General features: G+C 53.7%; 23 protein-coding genes and 2 pseudogenes. 19 read left to right on the forward strand and 6 right to left on the reverse strand.

The genetic code is table 11. The features are described 5' to 3' along the window. Window positions 1-288 precede the first annotated feature (288 nt). From K3T82_RS44075 to K3T82_RS48775, 3 genes and pseudogenes are all read right to left on the reverse strand, one after another. Complete coding sequence (locus K3T82_RS44075; RefSeq protein ID WP_220199802.1) at window positions 289-1,371, reverse strand: DUF4241 domain-containing protein; 1,083 nt, start codon at window positions 1,369-1,371, stop codon at window positions 289-291. Window positions 1,372-1,567: 196 nt separating this feature from the next. Beyond that, window positions 1,568-3,283, reverse strand: coding sequence for an AAA family ATPase (locus K3T82_RS44080; RefSeq protein ID WP_236031919.1), 1,716 nt, complete (start codon window positions 3,281-3,283; stop codon window positions 1,568-1,570). Between the two features lie 420 nt (window positions 3,284-3,703). Beyond that, window positions 3,704-3,976, reverse strand: a pseudogene (locus tag K3T82_RS48775) (hypothetical protein); the annotation flags it as partial. A 293-nt stretch (window positions 3,977-4,269) separates the two neighbouring features. On the opposite strand from K3T82_RS48775, the gene K3T82_RS44090 reads away from it, so the two are divergent. The 13 genes from K3T82_RS44090 (at window position 4,270) to K3T82_RS44150 (ending at window position 16,140) form a co-directional block, all read left to right on the forward strand. Continuing rightward, window positions 4,270-4,998 carry a hypothetical protein gene (locus tag K3T82_RS44090; protein ID WP_220199804.1) on the forward strand — a complete coding sequence of 243 codons (729 nt, stop codon included), beginning with the start codon at window positions 4,270-4,272 and terminating at the stop codon, window positions 4,996-4,998. Window positions 4,999-5,908: 910 nt separating this feature from the next. Then, entirely contained in the window at window positions 5,909-6,193 is a 285-nt protein-coding gene (locus tag K3T82_RS44095; protein WP_220199805.1) for a hypothetical protein, read from the forward strand. A gap of 141 nt (window positions 6,194-6,334) precedes the next feature. Next, window positions 6,335-7,165: a hypothetical protein gene (locus K3T82_RS44100; protein WP_220199806.1), complete on the forward strand. Its 831-nt coding sequence runs from the start codon at window positions 6,335-6,337 to the stop codon at window positions 7,163-7,165. A 1,381-nt stretch (window positions 7,166-8,546) separates the two neighbouring features. Then, entirely contained in the window at window positions 8,547-9,515 is a 969-nt protein-coding gene (locus K3T82_RS44105) for a bifunctional DNA primase/polymerase (RefSeq protein WP_220199807.1), read from the forward strand. Window positions 9,516-9,647: 132 nt separating this feature from the next. Beyond that, window positions 9,648-10,259 carry a hypothetical protein gene (locus K3T82_RS44110; RefSeq protein WP_220199808.1) on the forward strand — a complete coding sequence of 204 codons (612 nt, stop codon included), beginning with the start codon at window positions 9,648-9,650 and terminating at the stop codon, window positions 10,257-10,259. Between the two features lie 120 nt (window positions 10,260-10,379). After that, on the forward strand, window positions 10,380-10,622 hold the full coding sequence (locus K3T82_RS44115; protein WP_220199809.1) for a hypothetical protein: 243 nt from the start codon (window positions 10,380-10,382) through the stop codon (window positions 10,620-10,622). A gap of 63 nt (window positions 10,623-10,685) precedes the next feature. Then, a complete protein-coding gene (locus K3T82_RS44120; RefSeq protein ID WP_220199810.1) occupies window positions 10,686-10,880 on the forward strand; it encodes a helix-turn-helix domain-containing protein in 195 nt (64 codons plus the stop codon). 115 nt (window positions 10,881-10,995) lie between these two features. Next, a complete protein-coding gene (locus K3T82_RS44125) occupies window positions 10,996-11,475 on the forward strand; it encodes a hypothetical protein (protein WP_220199811.1) in 480 nt (159 codons plus the stop codon). Beyond that, window positions 11,468-11,710, forward strand: a complete 243-nt coding sequence (locus K3T82_RS44130; RefSeq protein WP_220199812.1) for a hypothetical protein — start codon at window positions 11,468-11,470, stop codon at window positions 11,708-11,710. The genes K3T82_RS44125 and K3T82_RS44130 overlap by 8 nt, the downstream gene beginning before the upstream one ends. Further along, the gene (locus tag K3T82_RS44135) at window positions 11,707-11,994 is read left to right on the forward strand and encodes a hypothetical protein (protein WP_220199813.1); all 288 of its coding nucleotides are present in this window, start codon (window positions 11,707-11,709) and stop codon (window positions 11,992-11,994) included. The genes K3T82_RS44130 and K3T82_RS44135 overlap by 4 nt, the downstream gene beginning before the upstream one ends. A gap of 25 nt (window positions 11,995-12,019) precedes the next feature. After that, window positions 12,020-13,939, forward strand: a complete 1,920-nt coding sequence (locus K3T82_RS44140) for an ATP-binding protein (RefSeq protein ID WP_220199814.1) — start codon at window positions 12,020-12,022, stop codon at window positions 13,937-13,939. 135 nt (window positions 13,940-14,074) lie between these two features. Then, window positions 14,075-15,427: a hypothetical protein gene (locus K3T82_RS44145; protein ID WP_220199815.1), complete on the forward strand. Its 1,353-nt coding sequence runs from the start codon at window positions 14,075-14,077 to the stop codon at window positions 15,425-15,427. A 119-nt stretch (window positions 15,428-15,546) separates the two neighbouring features. Next, window positions 15,547-16,140: a hypothetical protein gene (locus K3T82_RS44150; RefSeq protein ID WP_220199816.1), complete on the forward strand. Its 594-nt coding sequence runs from the start codon at window positions 15,547-15,549 to the stop codon at window positions 16,138-16,140. 143 nt (window positions 16,141-16,283) lie between these two features. On the opposite strand, the gene K3T82_RS44155 is transcribed toward K3T82_RS44150, so the two are convergent. Further along, entirely contained in the window at window positions 16,284-16,682 is a 399-nt protein-coding gene (locus tag K3T82_RS44155) for a hypothetical protein (protein ID WP_220199817.1), read from the reverse strand. A 425-nt stretch (window positions 16,683-17,107) separates the two neighbouring features. Here K3T82_RS44155 and K3T82_RS44160 point away from each other — a divergent pair, with 425 nt between their 5' ends. The 4 genes from K3T82_RS44160 (at window position 17,108) to K3T82_RS44175 (ending at window position 19,719) form a co-directional block, all read left to right on the forward strand. After that, window positions 17,108-17,485, forward strand: a complete 378-nt coding sequence (locus tag K3T82_RS44160) for a hypothetical protein (RefSeq protein WP_220199818.1) — start codon at window positions 17,108-17,110, stop codon at window positions 17,483-17,485. Between the two features lie 136 nt (window positions 17,486-17,621). Continuing rightward, a complete protein-coding gene (dnaN, locus tag K3T82_RS44165; RefSeq protein WP_220199819.1) occupies window positions 17,622-18,797 on the forward strand; it encodes a DNA polymerase III subunit beta in 1,176 nt (391 codons plus the stop codon). Window positions 18,798-18,973: 176 nt separating this feature from the next. Next, window positions 18,974-19,441: a hypothetical protein gene (locus tag K3T82_RS44170; protein WP_220199820.1), complete on the forward strand. Its 468-nt coding sequence runs from the start codon at window positions 18,974-18,976 to the stop codon at window positions 19,439-19,441. A gap of 44 nt (window positions 19,442-19,485) precedes the next feature. After that, window positions 19,486-19,719 carry a carbon storage regulator gene (locus K3T82_RS44175; protein WP_220199821.1) on the forward strand — a complete coding sequence of 78 codons (234 nt, stop codon included), beginning with the start codon at window positions 19,486-19,488 and terminating at the stop codon, window positions 19,717-19,719. 18 nt (window positions 19,720-19,737) lie between these two features. Here K3T82_RS44175 and K3T82_RS44180 read toward each other — a convergent pair whose 3' ends face one another. Next, complete coding sequence (locus tag K3T82_RS44180) at window positions 19,738-19,938, reverse strand: hypothetical protein (protein ID WP_220199822.1); 201 nt, start codon at window positions 19,936-19,938, stop codon at window positions 19,738-19,740. 288 nt (window positions 19,939-20,226) lie between these two features. Between K3T82_RS44180 and K3T82_RS44185 the strand changes: the two genes are divergently transcribed. Together K3T82_RS44185 and K3T82_RS44190 are read left to right on the forward strand one after the other, a co-directional pair. Then, entirely contained in the window at window positions 20,227-22,197 is a 1,971-nt protein-coding gene (locus K3T82_RS44185; RefSeq protein ID WP_220199823.1) for a hypothetical protein, read from the forward strand. Window positions 22,198-22,418: 221 nt separating this feature from the next. Next, the gene (locus K3T82_RS44190) at window positions 22,419-23,351 is read left to right on the forward strand and encodes a pentapeptide repeat-containing protein (RefSeq protein WP_236031926.1); all 933 of its coding nucleotides are present in this window, start codon (window positions 22,419-22,421) and stop codon (window positions 23,349-23,351) included. A 516-nt stretch (window positions 23,352-23,867) separates the two neighbouring features. Here K3T82_RS44190 and K3T82_RS44195 read toward each other — a convergent pair. Continuing rightward, a pseudogene (locus tag K3T82_RS44195) lies at window positions 23,868-24,533 on the reverse strand (RNA-guided endonuclease InsQ/TnpB family protein); the annotation flags it as partial. Window positions 24,534-24,988: the final 455 nt, after the last annotated feature.

Raw genomic sequence — 24,988 nt, forward strand, 5'->3', positions numbered from 1 at the left:
AATTAGAAACCACAGAGTAGCGGTTACAAGCACTTCTTCTCCCGCTTGTAACCGCTACTCTGTGGTTTATTGCCTGGGTGCTGCCTCACGCAAAAATCCTTGCCGCACCTTCATCTGATAGATGTAACAGATGAGCGTCACTTCAAATTCCAGTACTCGACAAGTGGAAATAGGAACGCTCGCGGGACTGCCTATGTCGCTGAAAGAATGATGGTGATTGACTGACCTCAATACAGTTTGCGAAACTTTCCGGATAGGCAAGGTCAGTTCTCCTCATCTCCCCTTGTTCTAAAGATTCTCTTTCAACGTACCAAGGTCTCGCATTATCAATTCCATAAGATAGGTCTTGAGATCAGGATACTCAAAGGCTCTATCCTGGCTGTCCCATCCTTGATTCTGTTGCTCATAGATGCTGTAATGATTCTTCTCATCACAAACGGCGACTCCATTCCAATCCCATACAACTGGGAGAAGAGGCCTCTCCGTCTTGAGATTTGCTCTCGCCTTGGCCTCAACAAGAGGCCACCACTCCTGCAACGGTTCGTGTTTACACAACCAGGAACCACTGTGCAGGTAATGGAGGCGAAAATCTTCAGGGAGCAAGGTCCCTTGTGAGTGTTCCAAAAACTGGAGATCATCCTGTGAGAGTGATTCTCTCTCACCCCAGCCGCCAGGAAATTGCAGAAAGCTATTCATCTTGCTGAGCCAGGTAAAAAACTGAGCGTCGAAGCCGGTGGGGATGGCTGGCAGCGTTGCGGGCCAGAGCGATACTTCCTGACGTTCAAGCCCAAAGAAATCAGTGACAATGCAAACAATCATGCCATGTGCATCATAGCCATAGTAGGAAGGATAGCCACCGTCCCCGTTTAAGCGAAAGAGGTAGACTTTTGCGTCTTTTTCTTGTGGTAAGACAAACTCTGTCCATGGTCGTTCATGTCGAAATTCATGCAGCCCCCACAGACGCTCGTCGTCATCTAAGAGCAGTTGATTCATCATGTCCCCAGTGATACTATCCATAAAGCTGCCGGTTGCGGAGTCGACTCCATATCCATAGGGGCGCCCTTGCTCGTCTTTCCCATGTGTTGGTTCCCAACGCACCGGCTCGGTCTGGGCGAAGCGAAGAGCCGCAAAGGCAATATCAGAGACACAATCTTGAAAAGCAGTGGTGACAAAGACCGGGTAGCTGCCAGGCGAAACGCCCGGATCAAGGACCAACCCATCGGTATGGATAAGCGGGTCTCGTGCAATCACTTTTCCAGAAGGAAGGGACAGGCTTCCTATCTGCTGGCAGTGCAAAACATAGTGTAAGTTTGTGCTATAATTAAGCACTTGATTCTCTTGAAAAGCAATGGAATAATCATAAAAGCTCATTTTTCACAATTCCTTTCCCCAAAAATACTATTCTCTGTTTTAAAAATAGTTTGCCAGAATAAAAATGTTCAATAGCATCGTAGCATGTTCTTCATGCTACATGCCTTTCTCCTTAATAAGCCACTGGCCCGAGCGAACGGAAGCCAGTCATTTTTTCCTGCATGATGAATTCTCTTGAGAATCAAGGTTCCCAATATCAGGAAGTCTCTGTCGCATGAAAGCCCTTTCCATGCGCCATCACACGATGCCAGAAGTTACAGCACAACCTGAGTGCTCCCCGCGCGCTCAAGCAGCGGGGTTCCAGAGGTTCGTCCCACGCTTCCAGTTCTTCTCCTTGAGGGTGAAGAGCAGGCTCTAGTGGTGGTTCCTCTGAACTTTTGGGCAGACGCGCTCTGGCTCGGGTCAGACCCAAGCTTTGGGGCAGATCCTGCCCCTCTCTCGCACGTTGGATCAGACACTCGTGTGCTGCCCGCAGGCGCGCCTCCGCACCTTCCCAATACACCTGGTATCGGGCACACGAGGGAATGGGGTCTGCTGGATCAAGGTAGGCAGCAAGAAACGCTGAGTAGAGATCGCGTTGCACAGGACCCACACCGCAGGCACACTGATGCCAGCGCTCTGAGAGGGGCTTCTTGACTTTCTTGCCACAGCCATGACACCACTGGCTCAATGCCGTGGTGCGTGTGGGGACTTCGACCAGGGTGCCGCCCGTACTTGCAACGGTGCGTTTCAACAGTGCTACAAACATCCCTGGAGCTCGCAGTCCCACACTCGTGCCAAATTGCCTCTGCCATGCCTTGTAGGAGATTTTTTCGAGGATGATGGTCTTGCCCAGTGCAAGCACCTCATGCACCTTGCGACCATGCAGGCTCTTACGATACGCCGCCAACTTGCGCTCTTTGCTCGCCTTGCGTCGCCTCGTCGCCTGGTAGCGCTTGCTCTGTTTCCACGGTCGCTTCTTGGTGTCCCGCTTCCTAATGCGTCCCTTCTCGTCGTAGTACTCCGGGTTGCCTGCTCGTCTTTGCCGATCCATCTGCCGCTGCAGACGACGAATGGCTCTCGCATCAGGTGCCAGTTCCGCACAGAATACCTGCAGACTGGCTTCCCCTTCCTGGGGGACGAGCGCCAGGGTCGATGGGCCAAGATCTCCTCCCACGATGCTCTTGCCAATGATGTGTTTGGGCTTGTGGTGAGGGACCCCTTCCAGGACCAGTTGCACAACGTAGCGATACCCCTCGGTATCGGCACCAGCTGCTCTCTTGCTGCTGGCGGGACGTTGGAGGAGGCGAGCGTATTTGATGCGGTGCTTCAAACCATGGCACACCACTTCATCCTGCCAATCGATGAGAGCTGGGAAACGATCCCCATTCCAGAGCAGGAACCCGGCGTTTCCCTTCTCGGGTGGTTGAAGGACAAAGCGCAGACCGGTATCATTGCGCTTGTTCTCGATGCTGCAGAAGCCTCGCCCTCGGCTTTTGAAGCGCACTCGCCTGGCGTTGCCCAGGCAGACGCGATTGAGGGCGCGATAGGCGTGGGTGGCCAGGGTTTGGGCGAGTACCGCCTCAATGTGCTCAGCGATCCACCCAACGCGCAAGCCCTTGACCGCTTGATGCAGGGCAGCTTCGGTGAAGCTATGGGCTTGACGCAAGGCAGAGAACGCCGCCGCTCGCTCCGCCTTATGGGTACGAGGGAAGGTGCGGGCCTCTTGCCAGGCGGGATCAGCCCGCATGCGGCGCAGACGCTTCTGCCCGAGGGAGAGGATGGCATTGTAGAGCTGTCGGGCCGCCTCCAGATGAGCGCGCAGGCGCTTAGCCTGCCCCTGGTTCACCACCAGGGGCAGTTCCAGCAGAAAGGTCGTTGTACGGAACGTTGCTGATTTTTTCTGGTCGCTTGCAGCCTGAGGCTTCTTCATGTCATCTCTCGTGCATGGCGCTTTGTGCCTAGATCATACGTTCCATAGGATAGCAGCACGAGAACATCTCGTCAAGTGCCCACCATCCGCTGTTGTGAGGATTCGTTCCTCCCCCAGCCTTGCAAGGAACGGCGATGCATCCCTGCCATCAATGAGCAGGGCTTTCTCGCTCGGTTTCTTGTAATTTTATGAGCCATATCCTACGCCTGACCACTTTCTTCCCCCTTTCTCTCACCTCATTCCCCCTGCCATATTCCCCTGTCCTCCTCTGGTGTCTCCCCGCCACCATGTTAACGTGAAGTCATCCTTTCTGTATGGGTTGGACAAGATATCGTTGAACATGTCATCTGCACCGATTGACTCCTGGAAGAATATCATGTATGCGGTGTATGGGACTGCTCACATGAAAGAAGATCAGAAGGCTGCTTCGGTGAAGCCATGGGCTTTGCGCAAGGAGGAGAACGTCGCCGCTCGCTCCGCCTTGTGGGCACGAGGAAAGGTGCGGGCCTCTTACCAGGCGGGATCAGCCCGCATGTGGCGCAGACGCTTCTGCCCGAGGGAGAGGATGGCATTGTAGCGCGCTTCCAGATGGGCATGCACCCGCTTGGCCTGCCCGGCGTTCACTACAAGGGGCAGTTCCAGCAGAAATGTGGGGGGTACGGACAGTGGGTGCTTGTGTGTGGTCGCTTGCAGCCTGGCGCTTCGCGCATCCCATTTCTTTTGTGTATGGCGCTTTGGGTCTAGATCGTATGTTCCATAGAATAGCAGAATGGGAACATCTCGTCAAGTGCCCCAACATCCGCTATTGCGAGGATCCGCCCCTCCCCTCAGCCTTTCAAGGAACGGCGATGCATCCCTGCCATCCATGAGCAGGGCTTTCTCGCTCGCATTCTTGTAAACATACCTCCGTTGGGTCGACTGACCAGAAACGTTGGACTGCCTCAAAAAACGGTTGGGGAGCCGCGCGCCGCGCGGCTCCCCAACTGATGTGCTCAGTACTCCCTCTAGGCGACGAAACGCCGGAACCGGCGCGTCAGCATGGGAACGTTCCCTCCGCTGGCGCTGAGGATCGCGCCCGTCGTCCAGTCGTTGCCGTGCTCCGGGCTGATCATGTTGGGCGGCGAGAGCCGTCCGACCGCCCTCCTCGTGATCGAGGGGACGATGTAGATGCCTGCGGGCCTGCGGACGGGCAGGCTGGGACCCTCGTTGAAGCGCTCCCCCAGCAGCGGGACCCCGCCGAGCATCTTGTCGCCGGGCTGCTCTTCGCTGACGGTGACCGCGCTGCGAAGAGCGAAGCTCTTCGGGAAGAAGATCGTTGTCCCGTCGGCGCAGAGGCTCACGATCGGGTGCGAGCAGGTGTTGAAGCACACCTCCTCGTCCACGTAGGCCGCCGGGACCAGCTGCCCACTGATACGCCGCTCGACGGTCCGCGCCCCGGCGTACGCTGCCAGGACGATCTCGATGCCGCCGAAGCCCAGTGTCACCGTACCCTCGTCGGAGACGGTGATGCTGGCAGGGCGGTACTCCCGTACGAGGTACAGATTGCGCGTCGTCGGGTCCCTGCGGACCCGCAAGGAGTGGGTCCGACCCCACTCATCCTGAACCTCGACGGTCGTTTCCTCCGCTTTGCCCATGACAACCAACCCCTCTGGGTCGGGCGAGAATGCCATCATTCTCGCGCTGGATTATGTACTGAACACTCATCGGTAGCCTGATCTCATTCCACAGGAGTGCCGGATCGTGGCTCTCGTTATGGAAAGGTGGTTCATCTGATGAGACGATAGGCCAGTCGATCTCTGGGTTCCTCCGAGTGTCCTCCGCGATGTCTCAACGTACCGGACAGACAGCGAACCTACGGTGACAAACCACAAAGAAACCGATCACCTTGCCAGCGCAAGCCAGCATGTTCGGTGACAGATAATTGTTCACCTCCATTATAGAGGAAAACCATTTTCAAACACAAGGAGGTCCTAGTCCTCTCTTACCCCAATTTCCGAGGAAATCCATTTCTCTGCTCCCGTTTCTCAGTAGGTATCCAGTCGCTTCGAACTGACATGAGAATATACAGAGCCAGAGACCATTCAGCCTTGCCGTTCTGCTACAGATCAAGCGAAAAGTCGCAAAATGGTCTCAATGCTGCAAGAGGGGGTTCCAATCTCTCAGCCCCATTCCCTGGGAGGCAAGTTGCCGTGCCAGCATAAGGAATGCTGGGATGATGAGTATGTAAGCTCGTTCTGTGTTGTCTACATGCTGGGTGTCTCTGAGAATGAAGGTTCCCAATATCAGCGAGGTGCTATTGTATGAAAGCCCTTTCCATGTGCCATCACACGATGCCAGCATTCACAGCACAACGTAATAACATGAACCCATCCGATGCATGACTACTCTCTTCCCCCTTCCTCTCACCCCACCTCCCTTGCCATATTTCCCCGTCTTCCTCTGGGGTACCCCTGCCACGATGTTAGAGTCAAGTCATCCTTTCTAAAATGGATTGGATGAGAGAGTGTTGAATAGATCACCCGCACAGCTTTGACCCCAGGAGGAAGGTCATGTGCGCGGTGAATGGGACTGCGCGCATGAAAAGACCGGGTGTGTGGGTGAGCATACAAGGAGGTTGCACTTTTTATGGCACAGTCCAAAAAACAGTTGCTCAAGAACATCCAACGTCAATGTCAGCAAGCCGGTCGCGCGCTTGCCCTTGCGGCCTACCAACGTGACAATATGGCTCTCCTCGATGCCTACGGACAACTCCGCATTGACATTCGAGAGACCGTAAAGCACCTTCGGCGCGCCCCTACTGGAGCGCTTGAGCAGATGACGCTTCCTGTCACGTCTGCTGATGTCAAGTATCTGCATCAACGGTTGAAGCGTCTGCAACGCACCCTGATTGTACCGGATGCATCGTTGTAGGGCACTCTTATCGTAGTAACGTTGTCTATCTCGCACCATCGCACATCGGGAGGAATGCATGCGATGGTAAATGCCTTCGTCATGCTCGTCCCGAGACACACAATGAAATCGCACATGTAAAAGAAAGAAGAGGGAACTTCCATGACCAAGGCAATCACCAACCCCGACTCGTTGGCACATTCGGCGTCTCTCGATTGGACAGAGCTGCAGACCAAAGCGACAAAGGATGCCCAGCATACCTTTTTATCGGTGGTGCTCAATGCGCCACTGCAACTTGACGATGCCCAGCTACAAGCGGAGGAGGAGCAAGCGGAAAAGCGGTACACGCAGGCCCTGCTCGATGCCAGGCGTCATCGCGCGACCGCTGCATCCTCGCTGCTCTCGGCGATGTGCAACTGGTCGAGGAAACAAGCGACCGCTCTCCTTCGTGAGAAGGTCGCAGGCAAGCCGATGAGTCCCAATTACCCTGAGCTGTTCGCCTCCGATCTGCAACAGCAGTTCACGACTGTACGCTCGGACCTGCAACACTTCTGGAAACAGGAAGATGAGCAGCAAGCCGTCGTACAACAGCAACGCATTGCCGCCCAACGCAAGGACGCTGAAGAAGCATTTGGCACTGCCTACCCGATCATTCATGATCTGGGTGAGCTGGTCTTGCATGGCGAGCGAGAGCGCCAGAGCCTCTTTGAGTCCGGACACCGTATGGCCAACGCGTGGGCAGACAAATATGAGCAGAGTGTGAAGAAGCGCGAAGATCAGCTTGCCGAACGCGTCCAACTGATTCAGGAGCAAGAGCGAGAGAACCGACAGCATCAACTGTCTGTACGTTCTCTCTCCAGGTGGGATGAAAGAAACTCGTTTCTCGATGCTGTGGTGTCCACCGGCAAAAATACCGTGGGGTGCCTCCTGGTCTGGTTCCTCCTCCTGGCAGGTGTACTCGGTGCACTCTATCTGGCGTTTCCCCATCACTAGTTTTTTCCGCGTAGCATTCGTTTCTTGTAGATTCATCTCGTCGTATGGCTCGCAAGGGACGCCCTCCCTTGCCTTCCCTGTCGCGCTTCTGCTTCTGTATCAGGCAGAGGTGCGCGCGAGCGGATGTGATGGTTCCCTCTCTGGAGCCCGGAAACCCGTTCGCGTTGCGAGTCCTGGTGACTGACGCTCCCAGGTGAGGTTGAGCTTGTCAGGAACCAGGCTTGTAGCATGGCCCTGATACCGGTATGTGTGTTTGATGATGACGTTCGCTCCCACCATGTGGTTGAGCTTGTTCGTCTCTTCTCATCATCCATATCGTCATTGACAATTGTGTCTTACTGAAAACACAAGAGGAAGAGTGCCTGGGTATATCCCTCCTCTTCCACTTGTGTGATCCTATTTGCCTGCTCTGTGGATGATGGGCGTTTCATAGGACTGCCTCACAAGAATTCGTTCCTTATAATTGCGTAGTGCTGTGAGGCGATCTCTTCCCTGTATATGCCCATCAAGCCACCTGTACTGGACGCGGCACCACCACATTGGCGGGAGGCGCGCTTCACGGATAGAAGCGCGTTTATCCTAGAGTTGTGTTCCATTTTACGGAGCAATTTGGCTTTATTTTCACCTTCCTACCCACGACCTCCCCACCTGGTCACGGGCCCTGTTCTGTATAGTTGAAGTGAATAGAAAAAGAACAGTCCCATAGGGACAACAGATGATCCATCTGTTACTGGCCAACGTGCCACCCTGGAAAGCTTTGTGTCTGTAAAGTGGATACTCGCTTTCCCAAGCATCATTGTTCTGTCCTCTGAAAACGGCACAAGCAATGATGAGCTGGAAGAAGGATTGCAGGGCTTTCTTCACATGAAGCAAGAACTCTCCTGATGATCAGCACAAACGTCTGTTTATGTATGTAGGTTGGTTTGTAGGTGTGCTCGCTGCTGAAAGTAACTACGGTAGATAGTTCTTGTTAGGGACGGTGTTGTAGAGAGAAAACTTCTGAGAAGTATATTGTTGTGCGTACTTGTTGGATGCAGATTGTAAAGCAAGACTGTGGTCGTTATTGTTGTCGTTTGTTTCTTCCATTCTTTCCGAGTACTTGTGTGTTTATATGCAATGCATGTAAAAGAGATATTGTAGGGTGCAATAGAAAAATCGTTGGTGCTTCACTTTTTACGGCCATGAGTGCTCAGGCCACTGTGCATTTTATCCCTCTTTGTTGAAGCGATGATTCAGGCTCATCGCGTTCTTTGTGTGCACCATTCTTTGTTTGATTTATATCGACAAACATCTATTTTAACATTTAACGTCTCCGCATTGGGAGGCAAAGGCCAGTATGTTTGTGGTGTCACAAGTCAGACAACAAGGAGAATTGTGTGTGATGACTGCTTCTAAATCATCTCCCTCTTCTTTTGCTGTGTATCAAACCGCGCTTGCCGCGTTACGAGCGCGTATTAGCTTCATTCCTATTGTGCCTGATGGGAGGAAAGCTCCGGCTGTTCGATGGAAGCCGTACCAGGTGAGCCTGCCAACGTTGAATCATGCTCGGACCTGGTTTTATGGCAAGGATCATGGGATCGCGTTTCTTACTGGAAGCGTGAGTGGGGGATTAGAGATGCTTGATTTTGATGCCCATGACATCTATGCGCAGTTTGTTGAGCGAGTACGACAGGAAGAACTGACCGCACTCCTGGAGAAAATTGAGCAGGGCTACAAGGAGCTCTCGCCCAGAGGGGTGCATCTCTATTATCGATGCCGTGTCATTGAGGGGAGTAAAAAGTTAGCCCAGTGCCCATTAAAGGCGCCTCCCTGGGTCGAGAGCACAATTGAAACGCGAGGAGAGGGAGGGTATGGCATCGGCGCTCCTTCATCTGGTGGGGTGCATCCCAGCGGGCGTCCCTATCGGGTGGTACAAGGAGACCTGTCCACCATCGTCACGATTACCGTGCAAGAGCGTGCGCTACTTCATGCCGTTGCTCGCACGCTTGATAAGATACCACCGCCAGTGCATCAGCCCCCTCGCATACCCTCGCAGCAGAGTCAGGGGCGTCGGCCAGGCACGATCTTTAATGAGCAGGCAACGTGGTCTGAGATTTTGGAACCATATGGGTGGACCTGGGTGAAAAAGATCGGCCAGGAGGATTTTTGGAGACGACCTGGGAAGACGCTTGGCATCAGTGCGACAACCAACTTTGAAGGGAGCGGCTACTTGTATGTGTTCTCAACCTCAACGCCCTTTGTTGCGCGCGTGGGCATCGATAAATTTGGCGCATATACCATTCTTGCCCATCAGGGCGATTTTGCCTCGTCGACAAAAGCACTGGTTGCGCAAGGGTATGTGGAGGTGTGAGCTCTATGCTTCCATCTTGAGGGCGTTTTTGTTCGTGAGTGAGCATGTCGTAGCGCAAAAAATGTACACAGAGAAAACAGCGCAGACCTGCTAGAAAATAGCAGGTTTTCTGCTAAAGAAAGGAGAATCTGCGTGAAAAAACGTATCCCAGACTCTTCCCACACGTTCCCACTATCGCCAGCTGTCCCTACCCAATGGAAGAAGAGTGCGCACTTGCGCAAAGTCTTCGCGGTCTTAGAGCAAGCCCTTGCCCGCAGTGAGCAGGGAGGGATGCTGCTCATTCTTGACGAGGACATGATCGTGTCTCTTGCTCTTATGGGGATTGAGCATCTGTTACACCAGAATCCTCATCAACATCTCCTCTGGCTTGTCAAACGTCATCAGAAGGCTGTTTGCCTGAAAGCATGGGAGCAGGCTCAGGCATGGGGAGATGGAAGCCCTTTGCGCGATCGGTTCACCATGACGCCTCTCCCACAGAAGGCCAGTGAGGCCCAGGTGTGTATTGCCGCCGTCACCGATATACAGCTTGCTGTTGACATAACCCCTCGTCATCCCTTTTTCCTGACGCTTGATGCTGTGCTCTGCTCTGAGGTGCTTGATCACCCTGGCCCTGCCTTGACGCATATGCTGGAAATCTTTTGCTCCTTAGAGAAGCGGGTGATTGGGCTTGGTGCCACGATACTTGAGGATGTGGATGCGTCACTTTTCCCACGCATCATTGATACAAAAAGCCAGACGACATAAAAGCGGAAAATGTGTATATACACTTGCTCCCCGTTTGCTTGCCCCCTCTTGTGCGCCCCTCCGTTTTCTCCTGTTTGTCTCTCTGGCTTCTTTCCACTTGTCCCCAGAAGGAGATGAAGGATGCACTCCGCTGTCTTCGCTGCTGGCGACACGGTTGTCATGCTTGCCCGCGCTTCGCATGCTTATCATGACCAGGTGATTGTGGTCAAGCAGGGACGAAGCGCCTTTGACCACCAGAGGTTTCTCTTTTCCTCAATACGTGCACCTCCCCCGAAAGAAACAGACCCAGATTCTCCGGTCAGGATATATGTCATTGGAACGTCGAAAGACGCACTTCACCCAGGTTGTGCTCTCAATTTGTAGGATGTTTCTCGTAGACGCATTTGCTCGCATCTCTTGTGTTGAGATGGAGAGGAGAAGGAACGCATGACGCAGGTCAATCGACAAGAAGAGTTGTTGACTGTGAGAGAAGTTGCACGCCTCCTGAGGGTCGATGATACCACTGTGAGGCGCTGGATCAAAATGGGTGCCCTCGAAGCCATTACCTTACCCCATCGCGGCAAACGGCAAGCCTATCGGGTCAGACGCGCAACGCTTGATGCCTTGCTTAGTGCGCCATGATCCACCCAGCTTGCCCCAGAAAAGCCACTGTGCAGAACAAGCATGGTGGCTTTCATTGTGTCCTATCGGACGGTTTGTGTTGGTACCGAATGTGTAGACAAGGAGTTTCTTAACTATGAGCCATATTGTTGAGGCAAAAACGAAAATTGTGTGTCCAAACCTCCCTGAATTCCTCGCTCTTATCCGGCAGGGAGATGACATGACCATTGCCGAGCTTCCTTTCATTCTGCTGCTTCGCCAGGCCGTGACCATGGTTGCCAGTGAGTATGAGGGAGAGCTGAAGCCGTATTACCTTGACTATTATCAAATTCAACATCGCGTGAATACGGGCCTTGCGCTTCACATCCCACGCCAGGCGGGCAAGCAGGCATTGGATCGTGGGCTTGGCCTCTCTATTGACGAGAAGACCGGGGTGCTTACCTGTGTAGGTGATCCTTATCGCGTTGAGGAGTTCTACGAGGCCATACAGCGGCGTATCATCAGAACCTACACCACGCTTGCCTATATGGCCGCGATGCGGCTTGAACAGTTTCAACATGTATCCGTCCAGGCACTCCAGGAGGGTGTCGTGATTTCAGGAGAATTGTATGCCTAAAGTGGTGGTGTCCATCTTCGATGATGGGTCGGTCCGACCCGACTTTTTCGGCTTTGAAGGAAATGCCTGCCTCAAAGTCGACCAGCAGCTCCATGCGCGGCTGGCACAGTTTGGCATTGTTCTGGATGAGGTCCAGATCACGCCGAAGCCCGAACTGCTCCTGGTTGAAGGGGAAAAACAGGCACAGAGACAGCGGCAGCTGCAAGAACCGAACGTACAAGGAGGCATGAAATGATTCGAATGCTAGTCGTGTTTGCCCTCTCATTGTTGATGCTCCTGGTCCTCATCAGAGTGGTGCTTCGCAGCAGGCGAAAGAGGCTGTACGTCAGGATTGACGATGATGGGTCTGTGAAGCTTGGAACCTGTCAACACTGTGTGGTGCGTGAAAAGAAACGCCCCAATCGCGCGTGGCCAGCTGATGGGGATCGTGCATTGGATTTCCCGCGTGACCGTCTGCTGCAACGTCTTGCACCGTATGGGCTCCAGGTTGAGATTGAACAAGAGTATGTCTGTCCCTGATCAAGTGTCTTGCCAAGGAGAACGTATGGACTCGATACATGATGCGGCCAGCGTGCCTGCACCTGCTCCGGAATCTGACCTGATCCCCACGTGGTATCACAAGTTCCGTGAGATGTACATCTCTTCAGCTGGGATTTGCTTCCTGTTGTGTGGCGATATTCATGGGATTGCCGCGCGCGATGTGTCTCAGCTGCTCTTCTTACAAAAGTCACTGGCAAGCAAATTTGAGATTGTCGTCTACTATCATCGTGCATCTGGCATCTGTTTTCCGCTCGATGACGTGTTTGAGGGGCGTGAGCACGGCAGAGGATCGGGAACCTCTATGCGTGCGCGCGCCAGGGAGTTGCTCGGATCCGCCTGGAGTCTTCCCAGTGACGACCCCTATACGGCGGCCCTGGATGCCTCGGGAGTCCTTTCGTCAACGGATGTGTTTCAATCGGCGCGTACGCCTAAGCAGGCTCTCTCGCTCTTAGAACACCTGCTACGCGCACGAGACCTGCATGATCCAACGAAGGATGGCAAGGAACGGGTGGCGGTAATTCTTGATTGCGCGGATTACCTGTGTCCCCCCAGCAGTAAGGCGACAATGTCTCCTGAGGCGCTCGATGTGCTTGCCACCCTTCAGTATTGGGGGAGCGATCCCACGCTCATGAGCCAGGGCAACCCGGTGTTTCTCCTTACGCGTCGTCTCTCTGATCTACATGAGGATTTGCGTGACAGTGATAGCGGCTACAAGGTGATCCCGATCGATTTGCCCGATGAGCGGACGCGCCTGGCCTACATCACCTGGTATCAAGAGCATCGCAGACAGCAACAGCTTCCCCCTCTTCCGCTGGTGGATCTCACCCTCGCCGATATCGCACGGATGACCGCCGGGATTGGCCTGCACGATGTGGAGGACATCTTCTTGCTTGGAGCCATGGAGGCGCAAGAAGGCCAGGGCCCAACGGGCATTACCAGGGAGCTGGTGAAGTCGTATAAAGACGATATCATTACGGCCAAATATAGTGAGATCGCGACGATGCTGGAGCCGCTGCCAGGCGGCTTTGCTGACCTGGGAGGGATGGAGCATGTCATCAATTTGACACGGCAAAATATTCTGCGTCCCATGCAGGAAGGACGGACACAGGATGTCCTCTCCCGGCTCCTGCTTGTAGGTCCACCAGGCACAGGCAAGACCTATTATGTGCAGGCCTTGGCGCGCGAAATCGGGTTTAGCGCACTTGCCCTCACTATGGAAAACATTCTGGATAAATGGGTGGGTTCTTCGGAACGCAACCTGGCGGAATTCTTCCAGTTTGCCCGTGCCCTGGCCCCTGTACTCATCTTTCTGGATGAGGCCGATCAGACAGAGCTCTCCCGGCGCGGTGGCAGCACTACAGGGAACTCGACATCAGTAAATCTCTTTAGTGCCATGTTGCGTTTCGCAGGCGATCCCTCCCTGCGTGGTCGCGTGCTCTTAGTCCTGGCGAGTAATCGCCCCGATCTCTTTGATCCGGCCTTACTGCGCCGTATGGACGCGATTATTCCCGTTCTACTGGCAGATGAGCAGGGGCGGCGACGCATCCTGGAAAAACAGGCCCAGCTCCAGGGCGTGCGTATGACTTCAGATGCAGCACAGGTGCTCGTAGCGCAGACCGATCGCTATAGCGCAAGCGATCTGGAAGCGCTGGTAGGAGAGTCGCGGTGGCAGGCTACGCTGCGGGGGAGCTCTAGTATTGAGCGACAGGATGCCGAGATCGCGTGTACGAACCTGCGCCCGGTCACGCGAGAGATGGCCGAATGGTTTACGCTTAAGGCTATCGATGCCTGTAACAACCTTCGTTTCTGCCCACCTGACTATGCGGCCCTCTGGCGTAATCGTGGCGCATTACAGGAAACGCTCAAGGAGAAGGAACAGGCGTTGTCCTTCCAGGCCGGACCGCGTCAACCCCGCACATTCTAGGCGTCTCTACGTCGTTGTTGTCTGAACGCCATGCTTTCAATCGATTGAAAGCATGGCGTTGTGGGCTCTTTGTGAGATATCTCTTGATGACCTCTTACGGAGAGCACTGGTGAAGTGGAAAAAAGGAGCACGATCATGGCTCAGACGATGCCAGCACCGCAGGGAACTGTGGATGGCCCATCGCGCAAACAGGAGATTGTATCGCATCTGCTTGGGAAATACCGAGCGGTCGACGAGCTAAGAAGCAGTATTGTACGTGTTCGCCTGCACATTCGGCGTTGCCGTTTTGTCACCAGGTTCGAGCTGGAAGATCTTGGGGTGACGGTCGAGGATCACGACGTGCGGCAGGCGTTACAGAAGCTTCTGGTCTTCGGTGAAAAGCGGCTACTGCCTGAGCGGTATATAAAGAAACTGAACCAGATTGAGAGCGGAGCCCGCTCGAGCCTCAAAGAGCGTGCGTTTCGCACAGAGCTTGGCGCCTTTGTGCCCTATCCCAATTATATGGTGTGTAAAGCGGAAATGGAGCAGTTTCGCCAGGCCTACTTTGCGTTACGTGATGAGATCGTACGCAACTATCAGCCAATCAAGCGAGAGCTCCTGGAGAAATACGATGTGATTGCACGCGATGCCTACCACCGTATTCAGTCGACGCGCCCAGGCCTCTTACAAGAACCACTTGAAGCCTTTGTGGCCAACTATTGTAACCGTATCAGTGCACAAATGCCAACGCCAGAGCGTATTCAGTCGACGTTCGCATTTACCTTCCTGCCCTTTGATGAGTTCCTCCAGTTTCGTGTGGCCTCAGATGCTGGGCAGGAGCATGCAACACTTGAGAGCGGGACGTTTGTGGATGAGACAAGACGGCAGGCACGTGAGCAGGAATGGCAGCGGGAAGCCATTGCGCGCGATTTGCGGTTACAGGCAGAGGAACGCCTCTCGGTGCTGGATTCGTTGTGCACATCGCTTGTGAGTCAACTGCGCTCACAGACCTATAACGCGGTCTGTGATGTGCTCGCAACCTTGCAACGTCGCGCGAGCGAAAGCTTTGCGCCCCAGTCAGTGACACAACTTAAACATCTCATCGAGCGTATTCGTGGGCTCAATTTCTACGATGATGACGATATTGGGCGCATGATGATGCAGCTGCAAGCGATTGTGGAGTTATCACCAGAGGCGCGCAAGCGCAGCCTGAGCGAGATTCAAGCGAAATTACGTGCCATTGCCACCTCCTGCCGTGCGACACTCCTCGACCTGGATGAGGAACCGCGTTCGGCCCGTGAGTTAGGTCTCCCCGACTTTCCCACTGAAACCTCGGTTCGTCAGGCGCGTGCGACACTCGGTCTGGATATGGATCCTGCCCTCTTTGCGACCCTGCATGAGGGGCGAACCGAACGGCTCTCTGGTGGGCGTCTCATGACAGGTTCGTTATGGGATGGAGTCGATCCAGGGTCGATGCCGGGGCTTCAGCGGGCGACGGCGAGACAATAGCGAGGCCTCAGCCCGCCTCCTATCCCAGCTCTCTCAGAACTATGAGAGAGCGCGACAAAAAAAGGGAACACTTCACCTCGAAGTGTTCCCTTTTTCTATTGAGAAAAGAGCGTTATGTGATGAATGATTTTGATGATCACCCAGAACTTCCGCCGGCCTTGCTTGCCGCCCTGAACACCATGCGTGATGGAGGCATGCTTACGACAGTGGTAGAGATGACCCTTCCATCTTCGCAAGAACTGCTCCTGGTTCCCTGCTTTGTGGTTCGCTCACCCGTGACCACACCACAGGTCGCCATGGTTCAGGTAGCCTTAACGACACATTTTGTGTGCTACGAGGCCGAAGGCCCACTCACAGTTTTCCATCTATTCCTCTATGATCGTCTCACCAGCCGAGTGGTGATGGTGCATGATCGCCTCATTGGGGTCCAGGTGCAATCTGGGAGTCCCTTTGTTCTGGAGTGCTTCCTCAACCCAACTGATGAAGAGGATCGACAGCTGTTGCAGGCCCTTGAGGCAAGCCCTGTCATCCACATTGAGTGGTATGGGACTGATGCCTCCATGACGTATCAGGCGACCAGACGCTATCCACTCTCGATTGAACAGCAGCAGATGGCACGGCAGATACTCGAGCGCACACATGGCATGCACTCCACCAATGAGCAGTTTCTTCGTGCCCAACTGCGCTTCCTGCGAGAGCATCCCTCCTGGTAAGTGCCAATAGGGAGGGCAAGGGTGCGGCAAGATTTTTTGCATGAGGGAAGGGTGCGTGTGAGGGATCTGCTAAGGCGATGTGCCGCCCACTCTCGTGAGAGAGCGGGCGGCACACCTGTGTGCTTGGTGTCGCGTTGGTGCATCTAGTTGATGGTCATCCTCATGAGGATGACCTTGTACTCGACGGTGAGAAGGTACGAAGCCAGCTTCGAGACGATGGCGTGTACCCACTCGTTGGCCGTCTCGGGAACCAGATCGGCGAGCGCGGCTTTGCTGTTGTTCGGGGTCACGTCGATGACCTCGTACATCACGCCACTGGAACGCAGCCGCATCATCTCGGCGATGTCCCCCAGAGCGGTCACCAGATCGTCGAGCGAACTGAAGGCGGTGTGCTGCGAGACGAGGTTGACCGCCGCCACGAAGCTCCTGGCGATGGACGAGAGGTCGTTGTTGTCGTACTCCAGACGGGTATTCGTGGTCACGATCGTTTCACCATCGTGGGCTGCGACGATGATCGTGGCACCATCGTACTGTGCACTCATGTGAGCACTCTCCCAGGATCGGGTAGGAACTGCTTCTACGGGATTGTAGCAGCAGGTTGTACCGAAGTTCGTGACTTCAAGCACACAATGGGTGTGTTTGCTATGTTCCTCTCACTTCAGGCGTCAGAGTCTTCGAGCAAAAGCGAGCCACAAACGCCGAAGCAACCAGCACGCGTAGGTCACACACGATACACCTGACGCATGGGGTTCGACACCTCATAAAAAGAGGGGGCGAACAAGGACGTGAACTTCGCTTAAAGTATAGCTTCTTCGGGCCACCAGCACAAGAGAGAAGTGGGGAGAGAATGTACTGTTTCACGCAAAAAAACTTGCTGCACCCGGAGGGCAAGTGCTTGCATACGCTTTGCCTCTATGCCAATGCCTGCGGGCTGAGATGATGCATGGCAAGAAAAAGGAGTATTACGATGATTTATCCAAATAAACAAGAGATTGAGGGGCATTTAATACGACAGATCGAGCTAGGGCGTCAGGGGGCCCCTGGCACCGCGTATAGAAATGTCTTTGAGGACATGTACACGGCAAGTAAGGCATATACGAACTGGCGGTCGTTACGGGGGAGGCTTGTCGATCTAGAAGATGTGCTACAGGTGTACCTGGATCTCTACCCGGAACGGGATCAATCCATACGAGATATGCTGCGCCTGCCGAAAGAGGAGTACTTCACCTACCGTGATGTGCCCCTCTCAACCATTGCTCGAATTATGAGCATGAGTGCGCGGATTCGTGCGTTCATTGACATCATCTCGAATGATCCATTGCCGGATCGTCTCTTAAATCGTTAGTTCATGCTTCTATCGGCCAGTGGTGCTCAGACTAGAGCGAGTATACGTTCTGGCAAGGGAGAGAAGCGAGAGCTGTGATGCCTCCCTTGTACCGGTTTGCTCCAAAGAGGTCTGAGCCGAAAGGAACGGAAATTTTATGAAGATTACTTGTGCCCAACAAGAGCTCGCACGTGCTCTGACGATTGTTGGTCATGCGTTTCCACGTCGGAGCACGCTTCCGGTGCTGGCAAATGTCCATGTGGCCACTGATGGTGAGCTACTCCAGGTGTCTGCCTCCAATGGGGAAGGCGTGAGTATTGTGTATCGGCTTGCAGCCACCATTGAAGTGCATGGATCTATCGCACTCCCTGCCAAACTCCTGACGGACTATATTGGGAGCCTGCAGGCAAATCCTGTCTCACTTGCTCTGCAAGAAGACACCTATGTCTGCCATATCAGCTGTGGGCGGTCGAGTGCGGATATCAATGGGATGGATCCTTCGCAGTTTCCCCTGATGCCAGCTCTTGACGATGAGCAAGAACCTATCGTGTTGGAGGCAACTGAGCTCAAAGAGATCATCGAACAGGTGGCCTTTGCCGCAACCCAGGACACAAGTCGCCCCATCTTCACCGGGGTATACCTTACAGCAAAAAGCGGGCAGTTGACCTGTGTGGCTGCTGATTCATTTCGCCTGGCAGTACGCAACCTGCCGATTGCCGAGCATCTAAGTGAAGCACTCCTTATCCCAGCACGCGTCATGGAACAACTTGCTCGCATCTTGCCGAAAGCGGGGACAGTGGAAATGTGCATAACTCCCCGCCGGAATCTGGTGCGATTCCATACACCATCTCTGGATTTCTTTGCACCATTGCTTAAAGGGACCTATGCCAATTATCAGGCTGTTCTTCCCAAAGTGTGGAGGACACGGGCTGTCATGGAGCGACAGGCGCTTGCTGCAGCGGTCAAGGAAGTCGAGCCGTTTGCCAGAGATGGGAGCAATCTGGTACGGGTGACGCTGCGTGGACAGGAGACTCAGGAAGGGGAACCAGGTACTGTGACATTACAGGCCACCGCTGAGGAGTTGGGCACAAATGTGAGTGTCATTCCTGCGACCATCTCTGGAGACGATCAGCAGGAGATTTGCTTGAATACCCGGTATCTGGCGGATGTGCTTGCGGTACTCGATATGCCAGAGATTGCCTTAGAGGTGGTGAGTCCCCTTCGTCCTATCGAGATCACCCCGGCCCTTGCCTCCACGCAGTATCACTACGTCATGATGCCATTGAGCACCAGGGCGTCAGACACGACCCAATCCACACCTCGTCTGCAATGAGCGCAAGCTCTAGAGGAACATGGATCTGCTGCGCTCACATAAACGGTGGCATCAGGGCAAAACGGTATGCGGACGTGTGGATAGTGTGGAAATAACGAGAACATGAACAATACTTTGTATCCAGGGAAGGAGGAGCATGTGCTTTTGCCTCAAGTGAGAGCACATGCGTATGGTGTATGAATCCAGATAGCGACGAATTTGTGCAGTTCTTACGTACGCTTGGTGTAGAAATGGAAGACAAGGCGCAATCCATCGAAAGAGAGCGGACGTCAGGGCGCCACCAGCGATCTGAGCGCTCTCTTGACGAACCAGAGGTGACGATCCTTCGGTATGCTGAGGAGGATGAGGCACTCTATCATTTGAGTCTTGCCCATACTACCCCTCAGCTTCGCGTGGTACTTCCTGATACACAGGGCCAGCTCAAATTTCTAATTTACCTCATTCAATTCAGCGAACATCATCCTCTCGCCTCCGTGTTTACCCAGTTTGCACGCTATAGAGGAAGCCATGCGTTTGAGCAGAAGCGCAAGACAGCGCAGCAGCACTTACTCGCTGCCTTGGGTGAGATCATGAAGGACCTCTTCTGGGAGGGCGTGGATGTATCTGAGATCCCGCCTGAAATCACGGTTGAGGAACTTCTATAGCAAGATGGCCTCTTGAGAGAACAATGGAAAAGGATGGTATCCATATGCTTGTACTACGAAGAAAAGTAGGTGAGAGAATTAGGATTGGTGACACTATCCACCTTTCTATACTCGCCATTGAAGGCGAACGCGTCAAACTTGGAGTGGAGGCACCACCTCATGTGCCGATTGTGCGTGAAGAATTGCTCCGCACGACGCACAAATCGGGCACCATGGAAGGACAAGGAACCGTTGCGAGCCAGAGCAACGATGTGATGAGCACACGAACGCCTTCTTGACCAGCGAAGCCAACCCGATTATTGACTGGTTGCGTGCCCACCCCAATGAGCACGAAAAGGAGTGCCAGGTCTTGATATGTGCACACTTTCAGACGCTGCCTCGAAGTACACATCAGGTCCATGCAGGGTGATCTTTGCCATTTGGAAGCGTTCCCCACCTCGATCTATTGCCAGCCATGTGGCTATTGCACGCACTTTTTTCGCCTCTTGCTCCACCATTATCACTCCTGCACAACGTGTGCTCTTGCAATGGAGGAGGCACCAGGGCCTGAATAATCAGTAAGAATGAGTTAAGAGAGGGTGGACGCTGCACTGCGTGCGAGACCGTTCTGTGGTCTCCTGCCTCCTCTCTTCTCCTCATATGCTGCCCATGAGCGGCTTCGCGCACCATCAATGCCAATCAAACGCAACCAAATGCCATTTGGGAGCCACGACATTCATCGTGGCTCCTTTTTTGTGTGCCCTTCCACCCAGGCGCCAATTCTCAAACGTGGAAAGGAGTTCCCCATGACAGAGAATGCCTCATCGGATTCGCATACCTCACTTCGCCCTGTGCGCCAAATGCAAAGCAGGATCGACCAACGCGCGCAGATCGAACAGCTCATTTATCAGAATAAGAACATTGCTGCTATTGATGTGTTGCGTGATGCTCTGCTGACACATATGGCACATATGTCTCTCGATTCTTGCCCTTCCCCTGCTCAGTTGCATCTGCAGAAGCGGCAGAAGCGCCTGCGTCCCATGCTTCCATGTTTGCGCCAGCTGCTTGACTCCCATTCCATCAGCCCTCGTATGCGGTCCCTTGTCCACAATATGCAGTTGGCCGCTCAGCTTGGGTGGCAGGCACAAGACTTTCGTCAGCTTCCCTCAGTGTTTGACCGGCGCTTTAACTGTGCGAACGATTTCCTCGAACCGATTTTCTCCGCAATCTTTGAGGAGAAGGTCCTCCTTCGTCAATGGATGCGGGGGCTTGATACACATGTAGAAGCCTCATCTGCTCGTCTTCTGGAGGCGATGGATCGCCAGGCTCAAAGAGGGGAAGCCCCTCTCCGTGCACAGGTGGTCCTGGTGGGGGGGGGACCTCTCGCATCTATCGTTGCCAGTATATTAGGCGCATTTTTTTCCGTGACTGTGGTAACGGAGCACAGTAGCCTTGGGAAGCCGTGGCGGAACCGTCCACTCTACATTAATAGTTCTTCCCTCATCACCGACTTTCACGGTGCCCCGCTGCCCCTGCTTGCAGGACCCACAACACGGATCATTGGGCGACAGCAACTCAATAACCTGGATGTCGATCTCTTGCTGCAGACAGATATCAAATCCGTGCCCTGTGAGGATGGGAGCACTGCCAGGTATATCGCTGGCCCTCGTCTGGGTGACCTGGTGGCTACGAACCTGCTCTGTAACGTTGATGCCTATCTTGTCAATCAACGTGTTGAGGTGTCAACAATGCGTCAAACAGCCAATGGACGGCTACGGCTTACCCTGATGGACATGCGCAGTGGAGACAGGCGTGAAATGGATGCTTCCGCTGTCTTTCTGTTGACGGGCCCTGGGAGAGAGCAATCAAAGGTGCCTGGCGCCTCCTCACAACGAGTGTACCAGGAGGCCCAGGCGCAACTGGATGCGACCCTCCGCCAGATTCGCCATCAATTCAGCTGGCATGATGAGGCACTGCGTCGTCTTGAGGCAGTACCGTCCATGCCTGGCGTACGAGCCCAGTGTCAGTGGCTCCGCACACGCCTGGCTCAGATGTACGTTCCGCTCCCCCGAGTCCTGACCCTCACTGCTATCGAAAAGCTCTATGAGCTGTGGGATGATTTTGGTGCTGATCCCCTCGCTTTTCCACTCAATGAGCTCGGGAGAAAGCAGTCAATTGCCTATATCGGCAATGGCGATACGATGCGAACCCTCAAAGAACTGGTGGATGGGCGAGGTCCCCTGAGCGCGTATCCCGAAGGATGCCAGCCTCACAACAGGAAAAGCACCATCTACAATGAGCAAGCAACCACCCCACAGGAATATGATCAGGTCAATCGAAGGCGCTATCAAGGTGTCTATACTCCTACAACGACCTCGATTCCTGGCAAGGCGCGCCGATACCGCACGATAAAGGATGCATCTCTCGTTGAAGTCACGCATCAGGATGAACAGGGAAGACTTCGAAGGAGGGTCTACAACTACCTTTTTGATTGTACTGGTTTGCAGAGAACACCTATTGAAACAACGCTCCCAGCCTCATTCCCCTTACAAGGAATCTCCGACCTTCAAGGTATTACGGTGGGGCGTGGGGGTGCAGAGTTGTTTCTGACTGGTGCTGCGCTTGGCTGGCGCATCTCTGATTTGCCCGGAGAACTTCAGCGGATAATCCAGGGTCTGGGCATTGCTGAAAATACCATCTCCTTGTGGGTGAATGGACCACTCGCTGAGCGTCTGGCCTATACCTACGCCGCTACAAGACCTCATTCAAATACATAGTGTCATATCGACATCCTGATGTCATGTGTAAAGGCTCTTTGCTTCATGTAAAGGCAACGGCGTACAGGGATGCCGCTCTTGAAGAGGAGGAATGTGGTGCCTCGCGCTCCCCCGACCCAACCTGTTCTTTGATCATGTTTGTCTGCTTACGGTTGAGAAAAAAACGAGATAGACGGCTCTCTGCCGTGTTGTATCCATAAAGGAGAATGTTTGTGAACGAGATGCTCACGTCGATGTCCTGTACTGACCTGCTCCTGACGATGGCTCTGGCTACGACCCCTCAGACGTTGCAGCAGTGTCGTTTCGATGAGAATGCTGATCTCTCTGATGCGCGATTTGGGAGTGTGCTTTCCTACTATCCAGCCTGTTTTTCCTTCTCTGAAGAAAGACGCCAATGGCACATCAAACCAGCTCGGAGAATGACGTTTTCCCACTGTGATTTCTCCGGTACTCAGTTTTCGGGGTGGGACCTTGCACACGTTGAGTTCTCTTATTGTCGCTTTGATGGGGCATCCTTCGATGCCTGTACGCTACGCGACGCTACATTCCGCGATTGCTTCTTCTACAATGCCCAGTTTATGGAGACTGTGCGCATGGAGGAGGTTCGCTTTCATACCTGCACCCTCACAAATACCTTCTTACTTGCGAGCTGGGAGCAATGTTGCTTCACCAACTGCTCTCTTGTGGGATGTAAAGCCTCTCAGGCGGCCTTTCGTGATGGTGAGTTCTCAGGAGGGTACCTCACTGGCGATTTCAGTGGGTGCGACTTTGCGGAAACCACCTTTAATGGCGTCGATATGCGAGGTGCGGACCTCACCGACGCCGATTTTGCACAGGCGAATTTTGATGATGAGCGCTTTTTGATAGGGCATGTGTTGGCGGAGCATGCGTTTCTTGGTGAGGTAGGCAGGCAAGAAGCCATCCTTCGCCAGATGGCTGCACGCTATGTACAGCAGTGCTACGGGTCGTGTTGGCGTGGATTTATCGAAGCTTTTGCATCGTATCCAGGCTTGCTTGCCTGGGCCTACCGGGTGTTGAGCACGTATCCTTGTTTGAAAGGAAAGTTGCGGTATTACAAATCTCATGCTCCACAGAGCGAAGTAGAGCTGATGGAACATGGTGAGCAAATCTCTCAAGTGGAATCTGCTGAATAGGCAACTTCTCTTGAAAAGCATGTGGAGAGTGGATGAGGAGCGAGTAGTGGAAACGCTCTGAATGTATAACAGTGAAAGTGCTTCATCCATGAAGGTGTCCATCGATACATAGAGATGGCCACCTTCATCCCATCAGAATGTAGAAAACAGCAATTGTGAATTTTCTTGTCGTTTTGGGGTATCAAGTCCAGTCTCATCTTCTGGAATTCTTGTCTCTTTGAGGACTTGGGCCATCTAAGCAGCCAGAGCGCATGCAATAAAGACACGAGAGGATCTGGATATACAAATCCTCAGTTTATCCCCAAAAACCAACATATCGATGCGTTTATATGCGTACATTGATGAAAGGGATGTGATTATAGGGATGTATAACAATGATGTAACGCAACCACACTGCTCCAATTAATGTAGTAAAACATATGCATGCCTTGCCACATCTTTTGTTGTTCCTGCTTCACACCCAGTTGCGTTCCCACTGAAGCGGGAGCCGTCTTCCACCAAGTCCACAGGCATGTTTTACGTCGCGTCCGAGCCAGTGCCGCCGACGGCTTGATCGAGTGTATTGATCAAGCGAAGGGTTTCGTTCAAGATATTGAGACTCGCATTCAGATCGCGGTCCTGCGCAACGTGGTGATAAGCGCACGTGGCGTTTTGACAAAGAAAAAGGCGATCGGACAATTGCATCTCTTCCCACTTCCATCCGCACCCATGGCACGTTTTACTCGATGGGAAGAAACGTCCCACCTTCACGATCCTTGCGCCCTGGCTCTCTCCCTTGCTTGTCAATAGCTGGAGCAGTTTGCCAAGTGCTGCGTCCGAGAAGGAACGAGCAAGCCTGCGATTCTTGAGCAATCCTTTGAGATTGAGGTCTTCAATGCCAATGATCCCGTAAGCGTTGGCAAGCTGACTCGTTAATTTGTGAAGCACATCATCGCGCAGACAGGTTATTCGATAATGTAGCCGTGCCACCTGTCTGCGAGCTTTCTCTCGATTTTTTGAGCCGCGTGTGCGACGATGGAGCCGCTTGTTCGCCTGACGAAGTTGCTTGAGTGCCGTTTTGAGGAAGGCTTGGTTCTCGTATCCCTCCCCGGTACTCAAGGTTGCCAGCCGGTTCAGTCCGACATCGATGCCACAGGCAGCTGATTTCTTCGCCGGGATCGTCTCCGGGAGTTCGACCTGAATGTAGGATAGGCCGCTGGCGAGGTACTGGTTCAGCCAGCCCTTTTCCATCGGCCCTCCCCCGAACCGTGCTTGCAACTTTCGCTGCACACGGCTCTCCAGTTTCCCGCCGTTCTTCTGAGCAGGCTCTCCGCATTTCGCGTCCCCACTCAGGTCCCGGTCGGTACTCCCTGCCGCCCTTCGTCTTGTCTCAGGCATTACCCTGAGCATTTGGCTACTACGGCGGCTCCGTCGCCATGAGGGTCTCCCCTGGTAGGCGATCCCGCCTTTGCGCACAGTGGACGGTCAGTACGTTTAGGGTCCCGTTCGTTTCCTTCAACCTGGTCATTGCAGGTCGCTCACCGTAGAGAGCTTCCACATCCGTCTCGATTAAGATGTGTCATACGGTGTCACCGCTTCAAGGATGCTGCGGCGGGTGTGGTTTTGCACCGCTGGAAACTGGGTTTCAACCAATTCAG

The organism is Ktedonospora formicarum (assembly GCF_016587355.1).
In the GTDB taxonomy this organism is placed as follows: Bacteria; Chloroflexota; Ktedonobacteria; order Ktedonobacterales; family Ktedonobacteraceae; genus Ktedonobacter; species Ktedonobacter formicarum.